At 75.1% G+C, this 25,662-nt stretch carries 25 protein-coding genes; 12 read left to right on the forward strand and 13 right to left on the reverse strand.

Annotated features, from left to right (window positions below):
- Positions 1 to 22: 22 nt before the first annotated feature.
- A complete protein-coding gene (locus ACFQ80_RS03355; protein ID WP_430550900.1) occupies positions 23 to 892 on the forward strand; it encodes an EamA family transporter in 870 nt (289 codons plus the stop codon).
- Positions 893 to 913: 21 nt separating this feature from the next.
- Here ACFQ80_RS03355 and ACFQ80_RS03360 read toward each other — a convergent pair whose 3' ends face one another.
- From ACFQ80_RS03360 to ACFQ80_RS03385, 6 genes are read right to left on the reverse strand one after another with little or no spacing between them, the layout of a single operon-like run.
- Positions 914 to 1,696 carry an urease accessory protein UreD gene (locus ACFQ80_RS03360; RefSeq protein ID WP_430562547.1) on the reverse strand — a complete coding sequence of 261 codons (783 nt, stop codon included), beginning with the start codon at positions 1,694 to 1,696 and terminating at the stop codon, positions 914 to 916.
- Positions 1,693 to 2,418 carry an urease accessory protein UreG gene (gene ureG / locus ACFQ80_RS03365; RefSeq protein WP_430562548.1) on the reverse strand — a complete coding sequence of 242 codons (726 nt, stop codon included), beginning with the start codon at positions 2,416 to 2,418 and terminating at the stop codon, positions 1,693 to 1,695. Before ureG ends, ACFQ80_RS03360 begins: the two co-directional genes overlap by 4 nt.
- Complete coding sequence (locus ACFQ80_RS03370) at positions 2,411 to 3,106, reverse strand: urease accessory protein UreF (protein ID WP_430562549.1); 696 nt, start codon at positions 3,104 to 3,106, stop codon at positions 2,411 to 2,413. The genes ureG and ACFQ80_RS03370 overlap by 8 nt, the downstream gene beginning before the upstream one ends.
- Entirely contained in the window at positions 3,107 to 4,816 is a 1,710-nt protein-coding gene (locus tag ACFQ80_RS03375) for an urease subunit alpha (RefSeq protein ID WP_430562550.1), read from the reverse strand.
- Entirely contained in the window at positions 4,813 to 5,343 is a 531-nt protein-coding gene (ureB, locus tag ACFQ80_RS03380; RefSeq protein WP_430550895.1) for an urease subunit beta, read from the reverse strand. Before ureB ends, ACFQ80_RS03375 begins: the two co-directional genes overlap by 4 nt.
- Positions 5,340 to 5,642: an urease subunit gamma gene (locus tag ACFQ80_RS03385; RefSeq protein WP_430550894.1), complete on the reverse strand. Its 303-nt coding sequence runs from the start codon at positions 5,640 to 5,642 to the stop codon at positions 5,340 to 5,342. The genes ureB and ACFQ80_RS03385 overlap by 4 nt, the downstream gene beginning before the upstream one ends.
- 100 nt (positions 5,643 to 5,742) lie before the next feature.
- Here ACFQ80_RS03385 and ACFQ80_RS03390 point away from each other — a divergent pair, with 100 nt between their 5' ends.
- Positions 5,743 to 6,168 (forward strand): hypothetical protein, encoded by a 426-nt coding sequence (locus tag ACFQ80_RS03390; RefSeq protein WP_430550893.1) that lies wholly within the window; start codon positions 5,743 to 5,745, stop codon positions 6,166 to 6,168.
- 13 nt (positions 6,169 to 6,181) lie between these two features.
- Here ACFQ80_RS03390 and ACFQ80_RS03395 read toward each other — a convergent pair whose 3' ends face one another.
- The 5 genes from ACFQ80_RS03395 to ACFQ80_RS03415 all read right to left on the reverse strand — a co-directional run bounded on the left by ACFQ80_RS03395 (position 6,182) and on the right by ACFQ80_RS03415 (position 11,921).
- The gene (locus ACFQ80_RS03395) at positions 6,182 to 7,459 is read right to left on the reverse strand and encodes an FAD-binding protein (RefSeq protein ID WP_430562551.1); all 1,278 of its coding nucleotides are present in this window, start codon (positions 7,457 to 7,459) and stop codon (positions 6,182 to 6,184) included.
- Between the two features lie 48 nt (positions 7,460 to 7,507).
- Positions 7,508 to 8,692 (reverse strand): winged helix DNA-binding domain-containing protein, encoded by a 1,185-nt coding sequence (locus ACFQ80_RS03400; protein ID WP_430562552.1) that lies wholly within the window; start codon positions 8,690 to 8,692, stop codon positions 7,508 to 7,510.
- A gap of 4 nt (positions 8,693 to 8,696) precedes the next feature.
- Positions 8,697 to 9,065 (reverse strand): STAS domain-containing protein, encoded by a 369-nt coding sequence (locus tag ACFQ80_RS03405; RefSeq protein WP_430550890.1) that lies wholly within the window; start codon positions 9,063 to 9,065, stop codon positions 8,697 to 8,699.
- Between the two features lie 121 nt (positions 9,066 to 9,186).
- Positions 9,187 to 9,756 carry an aminoacyl-tRNA deacylase gene (locus ACFQ80_RS03410; RefSeq protein ID WP_430562553.1) on the reverse strand — a complete coding sequence of 190 codons (570 nt, stop codon included), beginning with the start codon at positions 9,754 to 9,756 and terminating at the stop codon, positions 9,187 to 9,189.
- On the reverse strand, positions 9,753 to 11,921 hold the full coding sequence (locus tag ACFQ80_RS03415) for a PASTA domain-containing protein (RefSeq protein ID WP_430562554.1): 2,169 nt from the start codon (positions 11,919 to 11,921) through the stop codon (positions 9,753 to 9,755). The genes ACFQ80_RS03410 and ACFQ80_RS03415 overlap by 4 nt, the downstream gene beginning before the upstream one ends.
- Positions 11,922 to 12,154: 233 nt before the next feature.
- Here ACFQ80_RS03415 and ACFQ80_RS03420 point away from each other — a divergent pair, with 233 nt between their 5' ends.
- On the forward strand, positions 12,155 to 12,931 hold the full coding sequence (locus ACFQ80_RS03420) for a LamB/YcsF family protein (protein ID WP_430562555.1): 777 nt from the start codon (positions 12,155 to 12,157) through the stop codon (positions 12,929 to 12,931).
- Entirely contained in the window at positions 12,932 to 14,656 is a 1,725-nt protein-coding gene (locus ACFQ80_RS03425; protein ID WP_430562556.1) for a carboxyltransferase domain-containing protein, read from the forward strand.
- 19 nt (positions 14,657 to 14,675) lie between these two features.
- Here the strand turns inward: ACFQ80_RS03425 and ACFQ80_RS03430 are convergent, their stop codons facing one another.
- The gene (locus tag ACFQ80_RS03430) at positions 14,676 to 15,410 is read right to left on the reverse strand and encodes a hypothetical protein (protein ID WP_430562557.1); all 735 of its coding nucleotides are present in this window, start codon (positions 15,408 to 15,410) and stop codon (positions 14,676 to 14,678) included.
- 171 nt (positions 15,411 to 15,581) lie between these two features.
- On the opposite strand from ACFQ80_RS03430, the gene ACFQ80_RS03435 reads away from it, so the two are divergent.
- On the forward strand, positions 15,582 to 16,118 hold the full coding sequence (locus tag ACFQ80_RS03435) for a DUF4822 domain-containing protein (RefSeq protein WP_430562558.1): 537 nt from the start codon (positions 15,582 to 15,584) through the stop codon (positions 16,116 to 16,118).
- A gap of 52 nt (positions 16,119 to 16,170) precedes the next feature.
- On the opposite strand, the gene ACFQ80_RS03440 is transcribed toward ACFQ80_RS03435, so the two are convergent.
- Entirely contained in the window at positions 16,171 to 16,914 is a 744-nt protein-coding gene (locus ACFQ80_RS03440; protein WP_430562559.1) for a class I SAM-dependent methyltransferase, read from the reverse strand.
- Between the two features lie 305 nt (positions 16,915 to 17,219).
- Here ACFQ80_RS03440 and ACFQ80_RS03445 point away from each other — a divergent pair, with 305 nt between their 5' ends.
- From ACFQ80_RS03445 to ACFQ80_RS03475, 7 genes are all read left to right on the forward strand, one after another.
- The gene (locus ACFQ80_RS03445; protein WP_430550882.1) at positions 17,220 to 17,309 is read left to right on the forward strand and encodes a potassium-transporting ATPase subunit F; all 90 of its coding nucleotides are present in this window, start codon (positions 17,220 to 17,222) and stop codon (positions 17,307 to 17,309) included.
- On the forward strand, positions 17,309 to 18,982 hold the full coding sequence (kdpA, locus tag ACFQ80_RS03450) for a potassium-transporting ATPase subunit KdpA (protein ID WP_430562560.1): 1,674 nt from the start codon (positions 17,309 to 17,311) through the stop codon (positions 18,980 to 18,982). The genes ACFQ80_RS03445 and kdpA overlap by 1 nt, the downstream gene beginning before the upstream one ends.
- A gap of 2 nt (positions 18,983 to 18,984) precedes the next feature.
- Positions 18,985 to 21,183, forward strand: coding sequence for a potassium-transporting ATPase subunit KdpB (gene kdpB, locus ACFQ80_RS03455; protein WP_430562561.1), 2,199 nt, complete (start codon positions 18,985 to 18,987; stop codon positions 21,181 to 21,183).
- Positions 21,184 to 21,215: 32 nt separating this feature from the next.
- A complete protein-coding gene (gene kdpC / locus ACFQ80_RS03460; protein WP_430562562.1) occupies positions 21,216 to 21,842 on the forward strand; it encodes a K(+)-transporting ATPase subunit C in 627 nt (208 codons plus the stop codon).
- A 2-nt stretch (positions 21,843 to 21,844) separates the two neighbouring features.
- Complete coding sequence (locus ACFQ80_RS03465; RefSeq protein ID WP_430562563.1) at positions 21,845 to 24,376, forward strand: ATP-binding protein; 2,532 nt, start codon at positions 21,845 to 21,847, stop codon at positions 24,374 to 24,376.
- On the forward strand, positions 24,373 to 25,071 hold the full coding sequence (locus tag ACFQ80_RS03470) for a response regulator (RefSeq protein ID WP_430550877.1): 699 nt from the start codon (positions 24,373 to 24,375) through the stop codon (positions 25,069 to 25,071). Before ACFQ80_RS03465 ends, ACFQ80_RS03470 begins: the two co-directional genes overlap by 4 nt.
- 73 nt (positions 25,072 to 25,144) lie before the next feature.
- The gene (locus ACFQ80_RS03475; RefSeq protein ID WP_430562564.1) at positions 25,145 to 25,636 is read left to right on the forward strand and encodes a hypothetical protein; all 492 of its coding nucleotides are present in this window, start codon (positions 25,145 to 25,147) and stop codon (positions 25,634 to 25,636) included.
- Positions 25,637 to 25,662 lie beyond the last annotated feature (26 nt).

The raw sequence follows: 25,662 nt of genomic DNA on the forward strand, positions 1-25,662 counted from the left end.
GGTCGGCGGGTACGGTCACCCGGTGACCCCGGCCTCCATCGCGCTCGTGCTGACGGCGGCGGTGCTGCACGCGATCTGGAACGTCGCCGCCAAGAGCGTCACCGGCGACTCGCGCGTCTTCGTCTGGCTCTACGCCACCGCGTCGGCGGTGCTGTGGGTGCCGGTGGGCCTGGTGATCCTGGCCCGCGACGGCTGGCCCGACCTCGGCGCCCTCCTGCTCGCCGGTGCGGTCTCCGGCGTGCTGCACAACCTCTACGGTGTGGCCCTCAACACCGGCTACGCCCGCGCCGACCTGGGCATCGTCTACCCCACGGCCCGCGGCACGGGCCCGCTGCTGACGATGTTCGTGGCGCTGGTGGTGCTCGGCGAGCACGTCGACGCCGTCAACGTGGTGGGCGGCCTCGTCGTGATCGCGGGCGTGGCGGTGGTCGCGAGCTCCGGCGCGTCGGGCGTGGACGCGTCGCGAGGCCTCGCGGGGGTCCGCTGGGGTCTCGCGACCGGCGCCGCCATCGCCGCGTACACGCTCTGGGACGGGCACGCCGTCACGACGCTCGCCCTCGACCCGGTGGCCTACTTCGCGTGCAACGCCGTGTGGCAGTCGCTCACGCTGGCGCCGGTGCTGCGCGACCGCGGCCGCCGCGCGGAGGCGGTCCGCATGAGCCGGCAGCACGTCCGGGCGATCGCGCTGGTCGCGGTGCTGTCGCCGCTGGGGTACATCCTCGTGCTGGTCGCGATGCAGACGTCGCCGATCGCCCTGGTGGCGCCGGCCCGCGAGTCGAGCATCGTCGTGGGCACGCTGCTCGCGTGGTGGCTGTTCAAGGAGCCGCGGCCGGCCGTGAAGATCGTCGGGTCGCTCGTCGTCGTGGCCGGCATCGCGCTGCTCGCGCTCTGAGAGGTCGCGTCGTACCCGGTGTCAGGCCGCGACGAGCGGGCGCCACCGCGCCCACGTCGCGTCGACGACGGCGTCCGCCTCGTGCGCGTGCGGCGCCAGCACGCGCCCCAGCGCGCCCGGGCCGGCGAGGAGCGTCTCGCCCTCCCCGTCGGCGGCGTCCGGCCGCGTGCCGAGCAGCATGACGGAGGCGACGACGCGGTGCGCGCCGACGACGCCGGGCGAGGCGGCGAGCCACGGGTCGCGCAGGTCGAGGTCCTCGACCAGCAGCGGTCGGCCGTCCAGCCGCGCCCGGAACCGGGACCGCAGCGGCCCTCCACCGGGCTCGTCCGCGCGGCCGAGCACCAGCGTCTCGCTGATCAGCGCCCGGGCGCCGGCGGCGAGCTCGACGGCGGTGCCGCGCTCGACGTCGGCCCCCGCCGTCACGACGAACGGCGCGCCCTTCCACACGAACGCGCCGCCCTCGGCCACCGTCGCGTGCACTGCCCAGGACGCGCCGTCGCCGCCGCGCACGTCGTACGCGACGACGCCGGACGGCTCGATGAGCTCGAGCACGACGCCCGCGCCCACGCGCAGCTCGACCCGCACGTCGTCCCCCGCGAGCAGCAGGGCGAACGTGCCGACCAGCGCGACGCGCGCGAGCGGGCCGTCGACCAGCACCGGCCGCGGGCGCAGGTGCACGCTGCCGACGAGCTCGACGAGGCGGGCGCGCCCGTCCACGAGCTCGACGGTCACGCGCGCCGTGCCCGCCGTGCCTTCCGCCGCATCACGCGCCGTGCCGCGGTCGGTGCCGGTCGACGCGGTCACGCGTGCGCGTGCGTGGTGCCGTCGGCGTGGGTGTGGGGCGCCATCGGGCCCGGGTCCTGCGCCACGTGCCGGCCCGCGCGGAAGCTGCGCAGCACCTCGCGCGCCCAGTCGCCCAGGCGCGTCACGGACTCCGGGTCGCGCTGGCTCAGCGCGAGCACCTGGCGGCCGTCGCGGGCCGACGTCGCGTCCGCGACCATCTGCTCCGCGTCCACGCCGACGTACGGGGCGAGGTCGGTCTTGTTGACGACCAGCAGGTCCGCGCGCTCGATGCCGGGGCCGCCCTTGCGGGCCACGTCGCCGCCGCCCGCGACGTCGAGCACGAAGATCTGCGCGTCCACCAGCGCCGGGCTGAAGGTCGCGGTGAGGTTGTCGCCGCCGCTCTCCACGACGACGAGGTCGAGCGGCGCGAACCGCTCCTCGAGGTCCTCGACCGCCAGCAGGTTGGGCGTGACGTCGTCGCGGATGGCGGTGTGCGGGCACGCGCCGGTCTCGACGGCGTGGATCCGCTCGACCGGCAGCACGCCGGCGGACCGCAGGTAGCGCGCGTCCTCGTCCGTGTAGATGTCGTTGGTAACGACGGCCATGCTCAGCTCGTCCGCGAGCTCGCGGCACAGCGTGGCGAGGATCGTGGACTTGCCGACGCCGACCGGGCCGGCGACACCGAGGCGCAGCGCCCGGGCGGGTGCGGCGTGGTCGTGGGTGGGGGTGTGGTTCTCAGGCAACGAAGATTCTCCTGGTTCTGTGCTGATGGGTGAGCGACCAGCCCTCCGCCTGGGGGGCGGTGGTCGCGGGAAGGTCGTCGGGGTGCGGGACGGCGACGGCGGCGCGCACCAGGGCGGCGACGTCCGGCTCGGCGGCGAGCACCCAGCCCGCCGCGTCCGCCGGGTCGCCGGGCTCGAGCTTGAGCGCCGCGGACGCCACGGCCTGCGCGTCGTCGTAGAGGCTCGCCCGTGCGGTCGCCTCCGCGTCGACGCCGAGTGCGGCGGCCACGCACCCGAGCGCGACGGGCCGCAGCGGCGCCCGGCCCAGCGCGCGCAGCGCGACGGTGGCCGGGTGGTCCGGACGGAGCCGCTCGCCGAGGCGCGCCAGGCCGCGGCCGAGCACGCCCTGCACGTCGCGCAGGGGCGCGCTCGGCGTGCGGGCCGCGAGCGCCTCCTGGACGTCGTCGAGCCCGAACCCGGCGTCCGACGTCGCGGCACGGTGCGCGAGCACCGCCGCGGCGGCGTCCACGAGCCCGACGGTGCGCAGCCGGGCGCGCAGGTACCGGGGCACGTCGGCCTGCGTCATGCCGTCCGCGAGGCCGGGCTCGAGGCCCGCCGAGTACACGAGACCGCCCACCGGGAGCCGGCCGTCGGCGAGCAGCAGCGCGCCGAGGCCGGCCGCCCCGGCGGGGGCAGCGGCGGTCGCCATCTAGAACATCGAGTACCGCTGGGCCAGCGGCACCACGTCCACGGGCTGGGCCCGCACGGGCTCCCCGTCGATGCTGATGGCGAACGTCTCCGGGTCGACGTCGATGCGCGGCAGCGCCGTGTTGTTCGGCATGTCGAGCTTGGTGACGTCGCGGGTGGGCCGGATCGCCTCCAGCCGGCGCCGCAGCCCCAGCCGCTCCTCCAGCCCGTCGTCCAGCGCCGCCTGCGCCACGAACGTCACCGCCAGGCCCGGCGCCGACGACGCCTGGGCGGCGAGCGCCGGGCGCATGAACACCGGCTGCGGGGCGGGCACCGCCCCGTTCGGGTCGCCGAGAGGGGCCGCCACGATCGCGCCGCCCTTGATGACCGCGGCCGGGCGGATGCCGAAGAACGCCGGGTCCCACAGCACCAGGTCGGCCAGCTTGCCCGCCTCGACGGAGCCGACCTCGTGGTCGATGCCGTGCGCCACGGCCGGGCAGATCGTGTACTTCGCGACGTACCGGCGGGCTCGCTCGTTGTCGGCCGGCAGGCTGGAGCCGAGCGTGCCGAACCGGTTCTTCATCACGTGCGCCACCTGCCAGGTGCGGCAGATCAGCTCGCCGATGCGGCCCATGGCCTGCGCGTCCGTCGACGTGATCGACAGGGCACCCATGTCCTGCAGGACGTCCTCGGCCGCCATCGTCGACGCGCGGATCCGCGACTCGGCGAAGGCGAGGTCCTCCGGCACGCGCGGGTTGAGGTGGTGCACCACCAGCAGCATGTCGAGGTGCTCGTCCACCGTGTTCACGGTGAACGGGAGCGTCGGGTTGGTCGACGCCGGCAGGATGTTGCGCTCCCCCGCCGTGACGATGATGTCGGGCGCGTGCCCGCCGCCCGCGCCCTCGGCGTGGAAGACGTGGATCCCGCGCCCGCCGATCGCCTCCAGCGTGTGCTGCACGTACCCGGTCTCGTTGAGGCTGTCGGCGTGCAGGGCCACCTGGAGGCCGAACTCGTCCGCCGCGCGCAGCGCCGCGTCGATCGCCGCCGGGGTGGCTCCCCAGTCCTCGTGCACCTTGTAGCCGCCGGCGCCCGCGAGGGCCTCCTCGGCCAGCGCGTCCTGCGAGACGGTGCTGCCCTTGCCGAACAGCAGCACGTTGAGCGGCAGGTCGTCCAGGGCGCGGTGCATCATCGTCAGCGACCGGGCGCCCGGCGTCACCGTGGTGGCCTTGGACCCCTCGGTCGGGCCGGTGCCGCCGCCCACCACCGTCGTCGTGCCGGTGACGAGCGCCTCGCGCATCTCGATCTCGCTGAGGAAGTGCACGTGCGTGTCGACGGCGCCGGCGGTGAGGATCTTGCCCTCGCCCGCGATCACGTCCGTGCTCGGCCCGATCCGCAGGTCGGGGTGCACGCCGTCCATGACGTCGGGGTTGCCGGCCTTCCCGATCGCCACGATGCGGCCGTCGCGCACGCCGACGTCGGCCCGCACGATGCCCCAGTGGTCGAGGATCAGGACGTTGGTGATCACCAGGTCCGGCGCGCCCTCGGAGCGCAGCGTGACGCCCTGGCCCATGGACTCGCGGATGGTCTTGCCGCCGCCGAACGTCGCCTCGTCGCCGCCCGCGGTGAGGTCCTGCTCGACCTCGATCCACAGGTCCGTGTCCGCGAGGCGCACCTGGTCGCCCGTCGTCGGGCCGTACAGCTGCGCGTACGCGCGCCGGTCGATCTGGGTCACCGGTCCTCCTCCGTGGTCGTCGGGCCGTTCGTCGGGCCGTTCGTCGGGTGGGTGGGCGGGCTGGACTCAGGATCGGTGGGCTCGACGTCGGCCGGGTCGCCGTCGTGCGCCTCGACCTCGCCCACGCGCATCGGCGTGGCCGACGCGTTCTGCGGCTCCGGGACGTCCACGCCGGGCGTGCCGAACGGCACCACCGGTCGCGGCTCGCGCTCGACGGACTCCGGCTCGCGCGACAGGTCGCGGATCTGCAGGCCGGGCACGAAGCGCCGGCCACCGAGGGCGACGAGGTGCACCGTGCGGCTCACGCCCGGCTCCAGCCGGACCGACGTGCCCGCGGGCACGTCGAGGCGGAACCCGCGGGTGGCCTCACGGTCGAAGCGCAGCGCCGGGTTCGCGTCGGGCAGGTGCAGGTGGGAGCCGATCTGGACGGGGCGGTCGCCGCCGTTGAGGATCACGACGCTCTGGCGCTCGCGGCCCGCGTTCAGCTCGAGCGGCTCGGGGCGGGTGCGGATCTCGCCCGGGATCACTGGATCGGCTCCGTGATCGTCACGAGCTTGCGCCCGTCGGGGAAGGTGGCCTCGACCTGGAGGTTGGGGATCATCTCCGGGATCCCGTCCATCACCTCGTGGCGGCCGAGCACGGTGCGGCCGTCGTTCATCAGGTCGGCGACCCGTGCGCCCTCCCGCGCGCGCTCGATCACCCAGCAGGACAACAACGACACGGCCTCCGGATGGTTGAGGAGGACCCCTCGCTCTCGGCGGTCACGGGCCACCATGCCCGCGACGCTCAGCAGGAGCTTTTCCGTGTCGGACGGCAACAGCTGCATCAATCACCTCTCTGGAGTTCTCTCCTCTCTTACACGTTCGGTATACCCCCCGGCAAACCCCCGAGGTGCCGTGTGGCCAGCGTCTCCATATGCTCCGAAGATGATCAGGTTCCTGCTCCGCACGGCCGTGTTTCTGCTGGCGGCGACGGTAGGGGTGCTCGTCGCCGCAGGGATCTTCGCCGCCTTCGACCTGCAGACGTTCTCCATCAACTGGTCGGAGCCGCTCGGCTTCATCCTCGCCATCGTCATCTTCGCCGTGGCGCAGGCGATCATCTCCCCGTTCCTCACCAAGGCAGCCCGGAACAACGCCCCCGCGCTCGTCGGCGGCGTCGGCCTGCTCTCGACCTTCGTCGCCCTCATCGTGGCGGTGGTCTTCACCGACGGGCTCGACGTCGGCGGCGTCGCCGGCTGGATCATCGGCCCGGTCATCGTGTGGCTGGCGGGCATGCTCGCGGCCTTCGTCCTGCCGCTCTTCCTCCTCAAGGAGGGCGTGGAGAAGGTCCGCGAGAACCGCGACGACGACTGACCTGCCGGGCAGGTCAGGACGCGAGCAGGCGGCCCACCAGCCCGCCGTGCAGGCGGCCCTCGGGGTCGAACCGCGCGGCGAGGCGCCGGAAGTCGTCGAACCGGGGGAACATCGCCGTCGTCGTCGGCGCGTCGAGCGTGCTGACCTTGCCCCAGTGCGGCCGGGCCCCCAGCGGCACCAGCGCCTGCTCGACGGCGGGCAGCACGGCCCGCACCTCGTCCTCGCGCGGCAGCCACGTGAAGTGGAAGCCCACCGAGGGCTCGTCGAACGGGCTGAGCCACAGGTCGTCGGCGGCGACGGTGCGGATCTCGCTGGTCTGCAGCAGCGGCGCCACCGTCGGGCCGAGGCGGCGCATCGCCTCGATCGCGGCGGCCGCGTTGCGGCGCGGCAGCAGGTACTCCGACTGCACCTCGTCGCCGGCCGACGGGGTGAACTCCAGCCGGAAGTGGCTCAGCCGCTCGTGCCACGGCCCGTCCACGCCGAGCTGCTCGGTGCACGCCGACGGGTCCACGCCCGGCAGCGGGTGGACCGGCACGTCCGACCAGCGCAGGAAGTCGGGGGCGAGCCCGCGCACCTCGGGCCGGTCGGCGCGGGCCACGGACTTGAACCACACGTGGCGGACGGCCGGCTCGTCCCAGCTGGTGAAGGCGCTCACCGAGTACGCGGCGGACGTGATCGCGTCGAAGCTCGCGACGAACGTGTCCCACGGGACCTCCGCCGCGACGTCCTGCCGCACCAGGTACGCCGGGACCGTCCGCAGCTCGACGCGCGTCACGACGCCCAGCGCCCCGAGCGACACGACCGTGCCGGGGAAGACGTCGGGGTCGCTCGCGCGCGTGATGCGCCGCAGCTCGCCGCCCGGCGTCATGATCTCCAGGCCCTCGACCGCGCTCGCGAGGCTCTGGTTCGTGTCGCCGGAGCCGTGCGTGGCCGTGGCGACCGCACCCGCCACCGAGATGTGCGGCAGGGACGCCAGGTTCCCCAGCGCGCGTCCGGTGGCGTGCAGGGCGCGGGACACCTCGCCGTAGCGCAGGCCCGCGTTCACGGACACGACGTCGCCCTCGGCCCCGTCGTCACCGGTCAGCGGCTCCACCGCGGGGCGGCCGTCGTCGAGACCGTCCACCTGGACGTGCACGCCGTCCGTGTCGGCGACGTCGTTGAACGAGTGGCGCGACCCCAGCGCGCGCACCGGTCCGCCGGCGGTGAGCACGTCGGCGAGCTCCTCCAGCGACGCGGGGCGCACGACGGAGCGTGCGGAGTACGTGAGGTTGCCGGCCCAGTTGAGATGCACGGCACCACCCTGCCATCCGGACGGCGCGCGCGGCGGCCCGGTCCAGGTTCAGTCCAGGTACGCGTCGAGGTCCGCGACGGCGGCGTCCAGCGCGGCCCGCTCGGCCGGGGCCGGGTCACGCAGCCACTGCACGTCGACGCGCTGCCCGACGCCCGCCGGCCAGCGCCAGCGCCCGGCGACGACGCCGTCCACCGCCGCCGAGTGCACGTACGCCCCGGCGCGGTCCTGCGGCGGCAGGGCCGGGTCGAGCACGACGTGCCGGGTCTCGCGGTACGACATCAGCAGCTCGTCGTAGGCCTGCAGCAGGTCGGCGACCGGACCGTCCTCGGCCGCCCGGTCGGCCCCCGGGTCGGCCCCCTGGTCGGCCGGGGGCGCCCCGCCGGCCCACCGGGCGGCGGTGGCGGCCGTCGCGACGAGGGTCAGGCCGTCGAGGTCGCCCGTGCCCGCCACCTGGACCACCTCCCCCGCGTCCGTCAGCGCCGCGAGCGCCGGCGCGAGGTCGCGGACGGTGACGTCGGCCCACAGCCGCAGGTCGTTGAGGGTCGCGAAGCCGCGGCCGGGCAGGTAGCGGCGCCACAGCTCGACGACGGCCGCCTCGGCGTCGAACCGCTCGCCCAGCGGGCCGTAGCCGGCGGGCACGCGGTCGTCGAAGGTCGCGTACGACTGGTGCTGCAGCTCCTTGCCGACGGGCGGCGGCCCGCTGATCACGAGGCGCTGCAGCTCCGCGTGCATGAGCATCTGGGTGAACGCGAGGCCGGGCGCGTCGGGGTCGAGCACGCCACGGGCGACCAGCTCGGCCTTGATCTGCGCGCGCGTGCGCGGCCCGTCCGCGACCGCGGCGGCGACCGCGTCCGTGCCAGGGCCCAGGTCGCCGAGGTCCCACGACCGCTCGGTCGACGCCATCAGCCTCTCGACGCGCGGCGCGCTGAGCTCGAGCAGCCACCGCGCGTCGCGCGGCCGCACCAGGTGCCAGGTGGGGCGCAGCAGGTGGGTGCGCAGCAGCTCGCCGTCGGCGAGCGCCGCGTTGAGGGCGGCGCGGCCGGGGCGCGCGGACGGCGTCACCCGCCGCGAGAGGCCCCACAGCGCGGGCTGCAGCTCCTGCCCCTGCACCGCGAGGAGCGCGTCCACGACGGCGGGCGCGTCGGGCAGGCGCTGCTCGCGCAGACCGGTGGCGGCGAGGCGCGCGGCCCGGACGGTGCTCTCGTCGACGCCGCTGTCGACCTGGGCGGCCACCCGCTCAGCCGGCCCGGCCGGCGGGCGCCGCCTCCGCGAGGGGGATGCGGCCGCCCATGCCGACCATGTCCAGCACCTCCGCGACCGCCTCGGACGGTTGGTACAGGCTCACGGACGTGCCGGTCTCCTGGCCCAGCATGTACACCTGCAGGATGAACGCGACCCCGGACGAGTCGATGAACGTGACGTCCCGGGTGTCCAGCACGATGGGGTGCGCGCTGCCCCGCGCCGCCAGCGCCGCCATGGCGTCGCTCGCCGCCTCGCGCAGCGCCGCGTCGACCTCGCCCCACAGGGTGAGGACCGTCGCCTGGTCGGTGGTACGGGACGCGATCCCCGAGCTCGGGCCCGGATCGCTGCTGCTGTCGATGTCCATGTGGTCGTGATGCTCCCGTGCGTGGGGCCGTGCGGCCTGGGGACGCCGTCTGCGTCCTCTCTGTACAGCGAACGGCCCGCGTCGAGTGTTCCCCCGTCAGGCGGATTCGTCCAGCATCCTTTCAATCCTGGCGGGTCGACGCCGGTCCGGCCGGCGCCGCGCGGGCGGGGCCCGCCGGTCCAGGGTCGTCCAGGTCGGTGACGTCCGCGACCCGGGCGTCGAGGACGTGCACCAGCTCACCGCCGTCGACCGTCGCGGAGACCCCGTGCCCACCGCCCCCGACCGACACCGGCCCCGCCTCCGGGATGCGCGAGTCCGCGACCACCGGCCAGGCCGTGAGCGAGCCGAACGGCGTGATGGTGCCGCGCTCGTACCCGGTGACGTCGCGCGCCACCTCCTTGTCCGGCATCGACAGCCGCGACACCCCGAGCAGCGACCGCAGCCGCGGCCACGCGATGGTGCGGTCGCCCGGCACCAGCACGAACAGGAAGTCGCCGTCCCCGCGGCGCACGACGATCGTCTTCACCACCTGCGCCGGCGTGACGCCGCGCGCGGCCGCGGCCTCCGCGAGCGAGCGCACCGGGCCGTGCCGGACGATGTCGAACGCGATCCCCGACGCCTCCAGCGCCTCGCGCGTCCGCCGCTCTCCGGGGGTCTCGGTGGGCGGCTCGGCGGGCTCCCCGACCGTCACCCGGCGTCCGTCGCGTCCGCGGACTCCTCGGTGTCCTCGGCGTCCGGGTCCTTCGAGGAGCCGTCGACGGTGACCACGAGCGTGACGGTCGAGCCCGTCAGCACCACCGTCCCCGCGCCCACGGTCTTCGCGACCACGTCGTCGTCCCCGACACCCTCCACGGGGTCGGTGCTCACGTCGAACCCGAGCGCCTCGAGCTCCGCCCGCGCGTCGGCGACCGACTTCCCGGCGACGTCCGGGACGGACTCCGCGTCGCCCCAGGACAGGACGACGGTCGAGCCCTTCGGCACCGCGCTGCCCGCTCCCTTCGTGGCGACCACCAGGTCGCCGTCCTCGACGCCGTCCGCCGGGTCCAGGGCCACCACGAACCCGAGGCCCTTGAGCTTCGCCCGCGCGTCGGCGACGGTCCACCCGGTGACGTCCGGGACCTTCACCGTGGCCGGTGCCGGCGGGCCGCTCGAGACCACGAGAGTGACGGTCGACCCCTTCGACACCTTCGTGCCCGCGCCCCGCGTCTCGACGACCGTGCCCTCGGGCGCCTTCGGGTCCGGCTTCTCCTTCGTCGTCACCTTGAGCCCGAGCGCCTTGAGCTTCTTCTCGGCCGTGGCGAGCGTCTCGCCGGCGAGGTTCGGCACGCTCACCTTCGCGGGCGTCTCCGACCCGGAGCCCGACCCGCCGTCGCCCTTGCCGGAGCCCTCACCGTCGTCGGACCCCTTGCCCTTGCCCGAGCCCTTCGGGTCGGTGCCGGACGACTTCCCTGGCTCGTCGGCAGCCTTGTCCTTGTCCTTGGACCTGTCCTTGGACGTGTCCTTCGCGTCCTTCGAGCCGCCCGTGGACCCTGCCTTCGAGCCCTTGCCGGACGCGGCGCCCTTGTCCGCGCGCTCGGCGGGGGACGGGCCGCCGCCGGTCGCGACGTCGTCGGACTCCCACGCCCGGTCGGGCACGGGGCCGGCGGCGAAGAACTCGAAGTGCCACGGCTCGGGCTTCGAGCCCGTGAGGCGCGCCCACGACGGGTTGTCCCAGCCGTAGTCCGGGGCGTGCACGCGCATCCACGCGTGCTCGGCGGACGTGAAGGTGGAGATCGGGTAGCCCAGGTCGACGGCGAGGCCCCAGCCGTGGTTCGACGTGCCCGGCGTCGCCGCGAGCCAGCCCTTGGTGGCCTTGACGCGGATCTGGAGCTCCAGCGAGCGGTACGAGTCGGTCATCGGGATGGGCACCCCGAACTCCTTCTCGTACTCCTTGCTGAGCGCGGAGAGCTGCTCGGCGGCGTCGCAGCGCAGCATGTGTCCGGGAGCGAAGTCGAGCGGGCAAAGCGCCGACGTCGGGATGCGCCCGTTGGCGTAGCCCGCCGTGCTCCGGCCGTAGCGGTCGACGACCTCGAGCAGGCTCGCCGTCAGCGTGGCGCGCGCGGCGACCGTGCCGTCCGCCCCCGCCGGCAGGATGCCCGCCTCGAGCGTCGTGGTCGCCGGGTCCAGCAGCGTCGCCAGGCGGGTGGCGGCGACGACGAGGTCGTCGAACGTCACCTCGTCGCCGTCGTGCGCGCTCTCGTCGGCCGGCTTCCCGTCCGGCTGCGCGGCGTCCGGCTGCGCGGCGTCCGGCTGCTCCCCCGTGGCCAGGGGGGAGGGCTCGTCGGCGGGGTCGATCGCGACCTGGCGTGCGACGGCCACCGCCTCCGGCTCGGTCGCGTCCGGCTCGGTCGCGTCCGGCTCGGTGGCTGGGGCCGGGAGCACCGGCGAGGGCGTCTCGACGTCCGCGGCCGCGAACGGGCGGTCGGACGACCTGGCGGCCTGCTGCGCGAGGTACGTGCTCAGCAGCATGCCGAGCTCGGCGGCGGCCTGGTCCACGGCGGGCGTCACCCTCCGGCCCGCGTCCTGGCTGGCGAGCTCCGCACGCTCGAGGACGCCCAGCACCTCCTGGAGCGTCGTCGGGCCGGTCGACGTCGGCGTCCCGACCACACCCACGGAGACGCCCTCGCCCACCGGGCTGCCGGCCCCGACGTCGGGGGTGTGCTGGTCGGCGGCGAGGGTCTGGAGGCGGCCGTCGTTCCACGGGAGGCCGGCCACGGGGGCCGCGAGGAACCCCGTCGCGAGCACGCACGTCGCCGTCGCCGTCGCGAGCAACCTGCCGACACGCACGCCCCGTCCGGTGTCCTTCGGAGACCTCACGACGACGAACCTCCCCCATCGGCACTGCTCAGCGCTCGGATCCTGTCACACCCCGGGGTCGTCGTGTGACACGGGCGACAGGACCGTCCCTTTACTGTGCGTCACGCTCCACGCTCCTGCCACCCCTGCGACAAGAGTTCACGCACCGCTCATCCGCACACCATGACCGGAGCAACCGTCCGGCGCGGTGATACGGCCCCGCCCGCGGAGGTGCCGCGCGGCAGACTGGACGCATGACCACCGTCGACCTCAACAGCGACCTCGGCGAGGGCTTCGGCCGCTGGACCCTGGGCGACGACGAGGCGATGCTCGACGTCGTGTCGTCGGCCAACGTGGCGTGCGGCTTCCACGCCGGCGACCCGGCCACGATCCGGCGCACGGTCGGCCTGGCCGCCGTCCGCGGCGTGGCCGTCGGGGCGCACGTCGGGTACCGCGACCTCGCGGGCTTCGGACGACGCGACATCGACGTCCCGTCGGCCGAGCTGCGGGCCGACGTCGTCTACCAGATCGGCGCGCTGCAGGCCCTGGCCGCCGCCGAGGGCACCCGCGTCACCTACGTGAAGCCGCACGGCGCGCTGTACCACCGAGCGGCCGTGGACCGGCGGGTGGCGGACGACGTCGCCGCCGCCGTCGCCGCCGTCGACCCGGCCCTCGTGCTGCTCGGGCTGCCGGGCACGCTCTCCCTCGCCGCGGCCGAGGCCGCGGGCCTGCCCACCGCCGCGGAGGCGTTCGCCGACCGCGCCTACACGCACGCCGGCACGCTGGTGCCCCGCGGCGAGCCGGGCGCCGTCCTGCACGACCCGGACGTCGTGGCCCGGCGGATGCTGCGGCTCGTCACCGAGGGCGTGGTCGAGGCCGTCGACGGCAGCGTGGTGCGGGTGCCCGCGGACTCCGTGTGCGTGCACGGCGACACCCCGGGCGCGGTCGCGATGGCGCGGCGGGTCCGCGCGGTGTTCGACGACGCGGGCGTCACCCTCGCCCCGTTCGCCCCGGCGACGACGGGTGCCTGAGTGAGCGGGCCGGCGCGCGTCCTGCCCGTGCGTGTCCTGCCCGTGCGCGACGACGCCCTGCTCGTCGAGGTGGACGACCTCGCGCACGCGCTCGCGCTGGACGCGTCGCTGCGCGACGACCCCGTCGCCGGCGTCGGGCAGCCCGTGCCCGGCGCGCGCACGCTGCTGGTCCCGTTCGACCCGTGGCGGCTGCCCGCGGCACGCCTCGCGGACGAGCTGCGCGCGCGGGCGTCCGCGGCCGGTCGCCCGGCCGGGGACGGGGCCGGGGACGGGGCCGGGACGACGGCCGGCGGGCGGCTCGTCGAGATCCCCACGGTGTACGACGGCGAGGACCTGGCCGACGTCGCACGGCTGCTCGGGTGCGCCCCGGAGGAGGTGGTGCGGCGGCACACGGGGGCGTCGTGGGTCGTGGGGTTCGTCGGCTTCGCCCCGGGGTTCGCCTACCTGACCGGTGACGACGCCGGGCTCGTCGTGCCGCGGCGCGAGTCGCCGCGCACCCGGGTGCCCGCCGGCTCCGTGGCGCTCGCCGGCCCGTACTCGGGCGTCTACCCCCGCGCCAGCCCGGGCGGGTGGCAGCTGGTCGGTCGTACCGACGTCGTCACCTGGGACGCCGACCGCGACCCGCCCACCCCGTGGGCTCCCGGCGACCGCGTCCGGTTCGTCGCCGTGCGCGAGTCGGTCCGGGGCGCCGGGCCGGTCCACGGCGGCAGCTCCGGCCCGGCGCGGCGGACCGGACCGCCGATGCGAACCGGGGCCGCCGCGCCGACGTCGGCCACGGCGCTGGAGGTCGTGACACCGGGGCTGCTGGCGCTGGTGCAGGACCTCGGCCGCCCTGGGCTGGCGCACCTCGGCGTGTCCGCGTCGGGCGCGGCCGACCCGCGCAGCCTGCGCGCCGCGAACCGCGCGGTGGGCAACCCGGCCGGGGCGTCCGCCGTCGAGGCCGTGGGCGGCGGGCTGCGGCTGCGTGCCCGCGCCGACGTCGTCGTCGCGCTCGCCGGGGCGGACGCGGGCGCCGTCGTGCACCGCGGCGACCACCCGGACGACGCCCGCCGCGCACCCCTGGCGCGGGCGTTCCGCCTGCGCGACGGCGACGAGCTCGCGCTGGGCGCCCCCGCCCGCGGTCACCGCACGTACGTCGCCGTCCGCGGCGGGATCGACGCGTGGCCCGTGCTCGGCTCGCGCGCCACCGACACCCTCGCCCACCTGGGCCCCTCCCCCCTCGCCCCGGGCACGCCTCTGCGCGGTGGGCGCGCCTCCGGCCCGGGTGTCGGTGTCGGGCGGGGCCGGACGCCCGCGCACGGGATCCCGGCGGTGGCGGTGGACGACGTCGGGGCGCCGGAACCGGCGACGCTGCCCGCGCCGGGCGAGGTCACGACGCTCCCCGTCGTGCGGGGCCCGCACGACGACTGGTTCGCGGACCACGCCACGCTGCTCGACCAGGAGTGGCGGGTGACCGACCGCTCGGACCGGGTGGGCCTCCGGCTGGACGGCGCGCCCCTGACCCGGACGGCCGACGCGCGGGCCCGCGAGCTGCCCAGCGAGGGCTGCGTGACGGGCGCGCTGCAGGTGCCGCCGGACGGCCTGCCGGTGCTGTTCGGCGTCGACCACCCGCTCACGGGCGGCTACCCCGTGATCGCGGCCGTGGCGTCGACCCACCTGTGGCTGCTGGGCCAGCTGCCGCCGGGCGCGCTGCTGCGGTTCGTGCCTGCGCGCCCGCGCCGGTGAGGTCCCGCGGCTGCGGGCCTCAGAGCCGCAGGAGGTCCCGGGCGAGCGTCTCGCGGAGCCCGGCGGGCGGGTCGACGTAGCCCTCGTCGCGCAGCTCCTCCGGGAAGCCGCCGGCGGCGAAGGCGGTGTTGAGGTCGTCCACGAACCAGAGGGCCGGCCCCACGCGGCCGTCGACGCCCTCGCCGGGCAGCAGGATCCCGTAGGGGCCGTCACCGCTGATGTTCGCCTTGTGGAGCGCGTCGGGGGCGAAGTCGACCTGGAAGGCCTGCACCGGGTCGGGGTCGGCGCGCCACCGGCTCCACTCCTGCGCGTAGTACCCGCGCGCGCCACCGCCATGGGTGGAGTGCTCCAGCTCGACGACGAGCGGGTCGGCCAGCACGCTCTCGGGCCACCGCGGGTGGTCCCCGACGAGCCACACGTCGCCGACGTGCCGCACCCAGGCCGCGACCGTCATCGGGAACGGCGCGAGCTCCTCCTCCATCCAGGCCGCCAGGGCCTCCGCGTCGGGCCCCGGGGGCACGTGCGCGGGGCGGGGCGTCGCGTCGTCGTCGTTGCAGGCGGCGGCGAACCCGTCCGCCTCCAGCCGCTCCACCAGCACCTCGACGTTGCGTCGCGCGCGCAGCGCCATCTCGCGCGCCACGGCGAGCGCGTCCTCGCGGTGCGGCTCGTCGAAGACCCGGAGGCCCAGGGCCCGCAGGTCGCGCCACACGTCGTCCTGCTCCCCGGCCCGGTACCGCGCCACATGGCTCACCACGGGCGACATCCTGGCAGACCGGCGGAGCGCTCCCGCCTCATCCGTTCGGCTGATCTCCGTCGAGCCCGCCAGGCGATGTGGGCGGCCGGCGCCCGGAACCACGATGGATCCGACGCACCGACCTCCCGGGACGCGCACCACGGCCCCGGCCACGAGAGAAGGACAGCCCTCATGAAGCTCACGAAGTCGACGAAGCCCGCCACGCTCGCCCTCTCGGCGCTGATCGCGCTGGGTGCCCTCACCGCCTGCAGCACCGGCGAGGCCGACGCGGCGGGCTCCGGCACCGTCGCGGCGGACGAGGCCGCGACGGCGGACGAGGCGCAGACGCCGTCGGACGTGCTCGCGTCGACCGCGTGGGAGACCACCGGCGCGACCGACGCCGACGGCGAGGACGTCGCCCTCGACGATAAGAACGTCAGCACCTTCGTGGGCTGGGCCTACTTCGACGCCGACGGCACGTTCACGATGTACAACCTGGACGACAGCCCGAAGATGCAGGGCGACTGGACCGTCGACGAGGAGGGCACGACCCGCCACATCGTCGCGAAGGACGACGCCGGCGAGGTGCAGTTCGAGCGCGACTCCGACATCGTCACCCTGACCGACGAGGAGTTCACCTACCGGGTGTTCCCCGAGGAGGGGAACGCGGACGTCTACTACGACATCGTCCACACCCCGACCGACCACGAGGAGCCGGCGGCCTCCTGAACCGCCCCCGCCGCGCCCGCTGCCCACCAGGGGGGCGGGCGCGGCGTCGTGCTCACGGCCTCCGCGCGAGCAGGCTGAACGCGTTCGGGACGCGGCCGTCCCAGGCGGCGGCGTCGATGCCGTCGGGGCGCCAGAAGGGCTCGGGGTGCTCCTCGAGGTGCTCGATCTCGAACCCCGCGCGGAGGCAGTCCATGACGGTCTCGGCGAGCGTGCGCTGCCGCTCCACCGCGCCGTGGCCGGGGAACGTGTCGTTGACGTGCGACGCCTCGAAGTACCCCCGGTCCGGGCGCAGCCGGGCCTCGTCCTCGTCCCACGCCCACAGCGGCACCAGCGGGTGGGCCTCGTACACGAAGAACCACCCGCCCGGCCGCAGCGGCCGGCGCACCTCGGCGAGGAACACCGGCAGGTCCGCGACCCAGATGAGCGCGCCCTTGCCGGTGTAGACGAGGTCCGCGCACCCGTCGTCGAGCCCGCTGTCGGGGAGCGTCGCGCGCGTGTAGCGGCAGGGCAGGCCCAGCTCGTCGGCCCGGCGCTGCGCGCTCGCCACCGGCGCCGGGCTGTAGTCCAGCCCGTGCACCGACCGCGCCCCGAGGCGCGCGAGGGCCACGTCGTCCAGGCCGTTGCCGCTCATCGGGTGCACGACGTCGGCCCCGGGGACGATCTCCCCCAGCACGGCGACCTCCACGGGCAGCAGCTCGACCGTGCGCGCCAGCTCGAGGTGGTCCTCGTACTCGTCGGTGTACTTGCGTGAGGCGATGGCCCACGCGGCCCGGGTGTCGTCGTCGACGGAGTCCATGCGCGCACCCTGCCACGGCCGACCGGCGCGCGGCCCCGTTTTTCCGCGGCGGCGCCCTCGCCCGTAGGGCTTCCGTCAGGGTGCGCCCGGGCGCCGTATGGATCCCGTGAGGACGGGCCTCAGGCGCCTCCGGCAGGTGTTGCATCGACGTCGGCACCCGGGACGGGCGCCCGGCCCGACCCCCTTCCGGAGGCCGGCCGTCGAACTCGAAGTGGGGACGTGCTGGTGCTTGACGTCGTCTACGTGCTGGGCGTGATCGCCCTGTTCGCGCTGGTGGCCGGGATCGCGAAGGCGGTGGAGAAGCTGTGATCGTCGTCGAGCTCCTCGCCGCGGCGCTCGGCGTGGCCGCGCTGGTCTACCTCGTGGTGGCCCTCGTGAAGCCGGAGAGGTTCTGATGGGCTGGGTCGGGGCGGTCCTCGCGCTCGGGACCGTCGCCCTCGTCCTGGCCGCCGTCCACCGGTCCTTCGGGGACTACATGGCGACCGTGTACACCACCCCCCGCGACTGGCGCGTCGAGCGGGGCCTCTACAGAGTCCTGGGCGTCGACCCGCGGTCCGGCCAGACCTGGCAGGCGTACGCGCGCGGCGTGCTGGCGTTCTCCGTCGTCGGGCTGCTGATCGTCTACGCGCTCCAGCGCACGCAGCAGTGGCTGCCGACCTCGCTGGGGCTGCCGGCGCCGTCCCCGGACCTCTCGTTCAACACGGCCGCGTCGTTCGTGGGGAACACGAACTGGCAGTCGTACTCCCCCGAGCAGACGCTGGGGTACACCGTGCAGCTCGCCGGGCTGGCGGTGCAGAACTTCGTCTCCGCGGCGGTCGGCATGGCCGTGGCCGTGGCGCTGGTGCGCGGGTTCGCCCACCGCCGCACGGGCACGATCGGCAACTTCTGGGTGGACCTGGTCCGAGGCTGCCTGCGCATCCTGCTGCCGATCTCGGTGGTGGGCGCGGTGGTGCTGATCGTCGGCGGCGTCGTGCAGAACTTCGCCGGCTTCACCGACGTGACGACCGTCGCCGGCGGGGCCCAGAGCATCCCGGGCGGCCCGGTCGCCTCCCAGGAGGCCATCAAGCTGCTCGGCACCAACGGCGGCGGGTTCTTCAACGCGAACTCGGCGCACCCGTTCGAGAACCCGACGGCGTGGACGAACCTCGTCGAGGTCCTCCTCATGCTGGCGATCCCGTTCTCGCTGCCCCGCACGTTCGGGCGGATGGTGGGCGACCTCCGGCAGGGGTACGCGATCCTCGCCGCGATGGGCGTGATCTTCGTGGCCTCGTTCGCCGCGCTGACGGCGCTCGAGTCGGCCGGCAACGGCACCGCCCCGCAGCTCGCCGGCGGCGCCATGGAGGGCAAGGAGGCGCGGTTCGGCATCGTCGGGACCACGCTCTTCGCGACGACCAGCACGACGACGTCGACCGGCGCCGTCAACGCGATGCACGACTCGTTCACCGCGCTGGGCGGCATGGTCCCGATGCTCAACATGATGCTCGGCGAGGTCGCGCCCGGCGGCGTCGGGTCGGGGCTCTACGGCATGCTCGTGCTGGCCGTCATCGCGGTCTTCGTGGCGGGGCTGCTGGTGGGCCGCACGCCCGAGTACCTGGGCAAGAAGATCGGGCCCCGCGAGATCAAGCTCGCGAGCCTCTACATCCTCGTCACGCCCACGCTCGTGCTGGCGGGCACCGCGCTGAGCTTCGCGATCCCGCCGCTGCGCGAGAGCGTCACCTCGACGTCGATCTGGAACCCGGGCGTGCACGGCATGTCCGAGGTCCTGTACGCGTTCACCTCGGCCGCCAACAACAACGGCTCGGCCTTCGCCGGCCTGACGGCGAACACGCCGTGGCTGAACACGGCGCTCGGCGTCGCGATCCTGCTCGGGCGCTTCGTGCCGATCGTGCTCGTGCTCGCCCTTGCCGGGTCGCTGGCCCGGCAGGACAAGGTGCCCGCCACCGCGGGGACGCTGCCCACGCACCGCCCGCTGTTCGTCGGGCTGCTCGTCGGGGTCGTCGTCGTCCTCACCGCGCTCACCTACTTCCCCGTTCTCGCGCTGGGTCCCCTGGCGGAAGGGCTCGTCTGACCATGTCCACCCCACTGACCACTCCCCTCACCACCGCGACCGACTCCCCGTCGTCACCCGATCCCTCGTCCTCGACGACCTCCCGCACGCCGGGCGGGGCCTTCTCCTGGGCCCAGGTGCGGACCGCCCTGCCGGGCGCGTTCCGCAAGCTCGACCCGCGCCAGATGTGGCGCAACCCCGTGATGTTCGTCGTGTGGGTCGGCGCCGCGCTGACCACCGTGCTCGCCGTCGTCGAGCCGTTCCTCGGCGGGCCCGTGACCTCGGGCGGCACCGTCGTCCCCGGCTCCTTCACCGCGGTGATCGCGCTGTTCCTCTGGCTCACCGTGGTGTTCGCGAACCTCGCCGAGTCGGTCGCGGAGGGCCGCGGCAAGGCCCAGGCGGACACGCTCCGCCAGACCCGGACGGCGACCGTCGCGCACCGCGTCGCCGGGTACGACACCGCCGCCGACCCGGGTGCCCTGCGCGCCGCGCTCGACGACGTGTCGTCGGCCGACCTGGACCTCGGCGACGTCGTCGTGGTCTCCGCGGGCGACCTGGTGCCGGGCGACGGCGAGATCGTGCACGGCATCGCGTCCGTGGACGAGTCCGCCATCACCGGCGAGTCCGCGCCCGTGATCCGCGAGTCCGGCGGCGACCGGTCCGCCGTCACCGGCGGCACGCGGGTGCTGTCCGACCGGATCGTCGTGCGCATCACCTCGAAGCCCGGCGAGACGTTCGTCGACCGGATGATCGCGCTCGTCGAGGGCGCCAGCCGACAGAAGACGCCGAACGAGGTCGCGCTGAGCATCCTGCTCGCGTCGCTGTCGATCGTGTTCGTCGTCGTGGCGCTCACCCTGAACCCCATCGCGTCGTACGCGGCGAGCCCCGTGAGCGTGGCGGTGCTCGTGGCGCTGCTGGTGTGCCTGATCCCGACGACGATCGGCGCGCTGCTGTCCGCCATCGGCATCGCCGGGATGGACCGCCTCGTGCAGCGCAACGTGCTCGCGATGTCCGGCCGCGCCGTCGAGGCCGCCGGCGACGTCACGACCCTGCTCCTCGACAAGACCGGCACCATCACCTACGGCAACCGGCAGGCGAGCGAGTTCCTGCCGCTGGCCGGCGTCGACGCCCGCGACCTGGTGCGCGCCGCCGCCCTCTCGTCCCTCGCGGACCCCACCCCGGAGGGCGCGTCGATCGTCGCGCTCGCCGTCAAGGCCGGGGTGGACGTGGGCAGCGGCCACGAGAGCACCGCGGTGCCCGGCGAGGTCGTGCCGTTCACCGCGCAGACCCGGATGTCCGGCCTCGACGAGCCCGACGGCACGCAGATCCGCAAGGGCGCCGGCAGCGCGGTCATGGCGTGGCTGGCCGACGGCGGCGCTCCCTCCGCGCCGGTCGTCGCGGAGGTGGAGGACGCGGTGGAGCGGGTCGCGCGGTCCGGCGGCACGCCGCTGGTCGTCGCGGTCCGGGCGCCGGGCGGGGCCGGGCGCGTGCTCGGCGTCGTGCACCTCAAGGACGTCGTCAAGGAGGGCATCGCCGACCGCTTCGCCGAGCTGCGCGCGATGGGCATCCGCACCGTGATGGTCACCGGCGACAACCCGCTGACCGCCGCGGCCATCGCCGCCGAGGCCGGCGTGGACGACTACCTCGCCGAGGCGACGCCCGAGGACAAGCTGGAGCTCATCCGGCGCGAGCAGGAGGGCGGCAGCCTCGTCGCGATGACGGGGGACGGCACCAACGACGCCCCCGCGCTCGCGCAGGCCGACGTGGGCGTCGCGATGAACTCGGGCACGTCGGCCGCGAAGGAGGCCGGCAACATGGTCGACCTCGACTCCGACCCCACCAAGCTCATCGACGTGGTCCGGATCGGCAAGCAGCTGCTCATCACCCGCGGCGCGCTGACGACCTTCTCCATCGCGAACGACATCGCCAAGTACTTCGCGATCATCCCCGCGATGTTCATGGGCGTGTTCCCCGGGCTCGAGGCGCTCAACGTCATGGGCCTCAGCTCGCCGTCGTCCGCCGTCGTGTCGGCCATCGTGTTCAACGCGCTCGTCATCGTGCTGCTCATCCCGCTGTCCCTGCGCGGCGTGCGGTACCGGCCCATGGACGCGTCGAAGACCCTCGGGCGCAACCTCCTGGTCTTCGGGCTCGGCGGCATCGTCGCGCCGTTCGTCGGCATCTGGCTCATCGACCTCGTCGTGCGCCTCGTCCCGGGATTCTGAGCAGGACCGAGCAGGAAGAAGAAGAGGCACCCATGAACGCCACCACCCGCAGCACCGGCCGCACCCTCGGGGTCGCGGTCCGGGCGATGATCGCCCTCACGCTGCTGCTCGGCGTCGGCTACACGGCGGCGATCACCGGCGTCGGGCAGCTCGTGCTGCCGGCGCAGGCCGACGGCTCGCTCGTGCGCGACGGCGACGGCACCGTCGTCGGGTCCGCGCTGATCGGCCAGGGCTTCGCCGACGCCGACGGCGAGCCCCTGCCGCAGTACTTCCAGCCACGGCCCTCGGCCGCGGGCGACGGCTGGGACGGCACCGCGTCGTCCGGGTCGAACCTCGGCCCCGAGAACCCCGACCTGGTCGCCGCGATCGAGGAACGGCGCTCGGCCGTGGCCGCGCTCGAGGGCGTGGACCCGGCCGACGTCCCGGCCGACGCCGTCACCGCGTCCGGGTCCGGGCTGGACCCGCACATCAGCCCGGAGTACGCCGACCTCCAGGTCGCGCGGGTCGCCGCCGCCCGCGACCTGCCGGAAAAGGAGGTCACGGCCCTCGTGGCGAGGCACACTGAGGGTCGCGCCCTGGGATACCTCGGGGAGCCCGTGGTCGACGTGCTGGAGCTCAACGTGGCCCTCGACGAGCGCACGGCCGAGCTCGGGAGGTGAGCATGGGTCGCGGACGGTTGCGCGTCCTCCTCGGCGCGGCGCCGGGCGTGGGGAAGACCTACGCCATGCTCGAGGAGGGCAAGCGGCTGCGCGACGACGGCAGGGACGTCGTGGTCGCGCTCGTGGAGACGCACGGGCGTGCCGCGACGGCCGCGATGGCGCGGGGGCTGGACGTCGTGCCGCGCGCGACGGTCACCCACCGCGGCGTCGAGCTCACCGACCTGGACCTCGACGCCGTCCTCGCGCGGCGGCCGGAGGTCGCGCTGGTCGACGAGCTGGCGCACACCAACGCCCCCGGCCTGCGGCACGCGAAGCGGTGGGAGGACGTCGACGCCCTGCTCGACGCCGGCATCGACGTCCTCTCGACCGTCAACATCCAGCACATCGAGTCGCTCAACGACGTCGTCCAGAAGATCACCGGGGTGGCGCAGCAGGAGACCATCCCCGACGCCGTGCTGCGCGCCGCCGACCAGATCGAGGTCGTGGACCTCGCCCCGCAGGCGCTGCGCGACCGGCTCTCGTCCGGCGTCGTCTACCCGGCCGAGCGGGTGGACGCGGCGCTGTCGAACTACTTCCGCCTCGGCAACCTCACCGCGCTGCGCGAGCTCGCGCTGCTGTGGCTGGCCGACGAGGTCGACGCGGCGCTGCAGCACTACCGCACCGAGCACGGGATCGACTCCACGTGGGAGGCCCGCGAGCGCGTCGTCGTGACGCTCACGGGCGGCCCCGAGGGCGAGACGCTGCTGCGGCGCGGGGCGCGGATCGCGGCGCGGTCGGCGGGCGGCGACCTGCTCGCCGTCCACGTCACGAGCCAGGACGGGCTGCGCGGCGCGACCCCCGGCGCGCTCGCGCGGCAGCGGATGCTGGTCGAGGAGCTCGGTGGCACCTACCACCAGGTGGTGGGCGACGACGTCCCGACGGCGCTCGTGGAGTTCGCGCGCGGCGTCAACGCGACCCAGCTCGTCATCGGCGTCTCCCGCCGCGGCCGGGTCGCCGCGGCGCTGAGCGGGCCCGGCATCGGCGCGACCGTGACGCGCGAGGCCGGAAACATCGACGTCCACATCGTCAACCACGCCGCCGCCGGAGGGCGCGCCCGCCTGCCCCGGATGGGCGGCGCGCTGTCGGCGAAGCGTCGCCTGGCGGGCTTCCTGCTCGCGATCCTCGGCGGGCCGCTGCTGACGTGGGGCCTGGTGACGCTCCGCAGCGCGGAGTCCATCGTCTCGGACGTCCTCGCCTACCAGCTGCTCGTCGTCGTGGTGGCGCTGGTCGGCGGCGCGGGGCCCGCGGTGTACGCCGCGATCCTGTCCGGCATCACGCTCGACTACTTCTTCGTGGAGCCGATCCACACCATCACCGTGGGCGAGCCGCTGCACGTGGTCGCGCTCGTCCTGTACGTCGTCACGGCCGTGCTGGTGAGCGTCGTCGTGGACCGCGCCGCCCGCACGACGCGCGCCGCCCACCGGGCCGCGGCCGAGTCGGAGGTGCTGGCGACGGTCGCCGGCAGCGTGCTGCGCGGGCAGGACGCCGTCCAGGCGCTGGTGAGCCGGGCGCGGGAGGCGTTCGGCCTCGCCGGGGCGCGGCTCGTCGCCGGCGGCACGGTGCTGGCCGCGGACGGCGAGGACGACCCGGCGGGCCCGCGCACCACCATCGACGTCGGCGACCGCGCCGTCCTCGAGCTGTCGGGCGGCGACCTCGCGGCCTCCGAGCGCCGCCTGCTGCACGTCATCGCGGTCCAGCTCCAGGCCGCACTGGAGCGCAGCGACCTGGCCGAGGTGGCGAGCGAGGTGGACCAGCTCGCCGAGTCCGACCGCGTGCGCAGCGCCCTGCTGTCCGCGCTGAGCCACGACCTGCGCCGCCCGCTCAGCTCCGCGGCCGCCGCCGTGAGCGGGCTGCGCTCCGCCCGCGGCGCCCTGAGCGAGGCGGACCGGGACGAGCTGCTGGAGACGGCCGACGAGAGCCTGACGGCCCTGGCCACCCTCATCACCGACCTGCTCGACGTGAGCCGCCTGGAGGCGGGCGTCCTCGCCGTCTCGACGGCGCCCGTCGAGACCGCTGACGTGGTGCTGCCCGCGCTCGACGAGCTCGGCGTCGGCCCCGGCGAGGTGGAGCTGGACCTCGACCTCACGGCGCCGAGCGTCGCCGCCGACCCCGTGCTGCTCCAGCGCGTGCTGGTGAACCTGCTGGCCAACGCGCTGCGGCACTCGCCTGCCGGGCGGCGCGTGCGCGTCTCCACCAGCACGTTCGCCGGCACCGTCGAGATCCGGGTGGTCGACCACGGCCCCGGCATCCCCGCCGACCGGCGCGAGGACGTGTTCGTGCCCTTCCAACGGCTCGGCGACACGGACAACACGACCGGCCTGGGGCTCGGCCTCGCGCTGTCCAAGGGGTTCGTCGAGGGCATGGGCGGCACGCTCACCCCGGAGGACACCCCCGGCGGCGGCCTCACCATGGTCGTCGCGCTCCCCGCCGCGGGGACGACGCACCACCCCGAGGACCCCGACCAGCCCGACCACCCGGAGGCGAGCGCCCCGTGAAGATCCTCATCGCCGACGACGACCCCCAGATCCTGCGCGCCCTGCGGATCACGCTCACCGCGCAGGGGTACGAGATCGTCACGGCGACCACCGGGACGCAGGCCATCGCCCGCGCCATCGACCACCGGCCGGACGTCTTCATGATCGACCTGGGCATGCCGGAGCTGGAGGGCATCGACGTCATCCACGCCGTCCGCGGCTGGTCGGACGCCCCGATCCTCGTGGTGTCCGGGCGCACGGGCGCGGCCGACAAGGTCGAGGCGCTCGACGCCGGCGCGGACGACTACGTGACGAAGCCGTTCTCCATCGAGGAGCTCCTGGCCCGGATCCGCGCCCTCACCCGGCGCGTGGCGCACGAGGACTCCGACCCCGTGGTGCGGTTCGGCGACGTCACCGTGGACCTCTCCGCGCACAGCGTCACGCGCGACCGCGAGGGGCGGTCGGAGCACGTGCGCCTCACGCCCACCGAGTGGCAGATGCTCGAGCGCCTGGTGCGCAACCCCGGCAAGCTGGTCACCCGCCAGACCCTCCTCACCGAGATCTGGGGGTCCGAGCACGTGACCGACACCGGCTACCTCCGCCTGTACGTCGCGCAGCTGCGCAAGAAGCTCGAGCCCGACCCCGCCGCGCCGCGCTACCTCGTCACCGAGGCGGGCATGGGGTACCGCTTCGACCCGGACGGCGGACGGTCGTGAGGATCGGCCCCGTCCCCGTATGCGTTCCGTGAGGTCCGGGTCCCGCGCGCCCGAGCCGCAGTAGACCGGAGGCATGAGCCTCACGACGCTGTTCACCACCCTGGTCCACCCCCGGCACGCAGCGCTCGAGGGGTGGCCCGACGGCACCGAGCTCACCGGCGACGACGTGCTCGTCGACCGCACCAGCCTGGCCCGGCTCGCCGAGCACTACCCCACCCCGCGCGTCTACGTCCCGGTGGGCGCGGACGTCACGCGGGTCGACCGCTACTGGGGCGACGCCGCGCCGCGGACGGTCGTGCTGGCGCACGTGGTGGACGCCGTCCCCAGGCTCGGGGACGACGCGCGGCAGGCCTGGCTCGACGCCGACCTCGGCGGGTGCGCCGTCCTGCTCGACCGCGCGCGGCTCGTCGGCCGGTCGTCGCCGGAGCCGCTGCGCCCGTTCACCGTGCACCCGGCCCCGGGCCGCGGCGGGCCGGTCGTCCGCCTGCCCCGCGACCTGCGGCGCGGTGACGTGCTCGCGATCCCGTGCGCGGGGCTGGTCGAGGCGGCCGACCTCCTGCGGTAGCCCGTCCCGGGACACGACGGAGGCCC

This window comes from Isoptericola sp. NPDC056578 (assembly GCF_042793275.1).
Taxonomy (GTDB): domain Bacteria; phylum Actinomycetota; class Actinomycetes; order Actinomycetales; family Cellulomonadaceae; genus Isoptericola.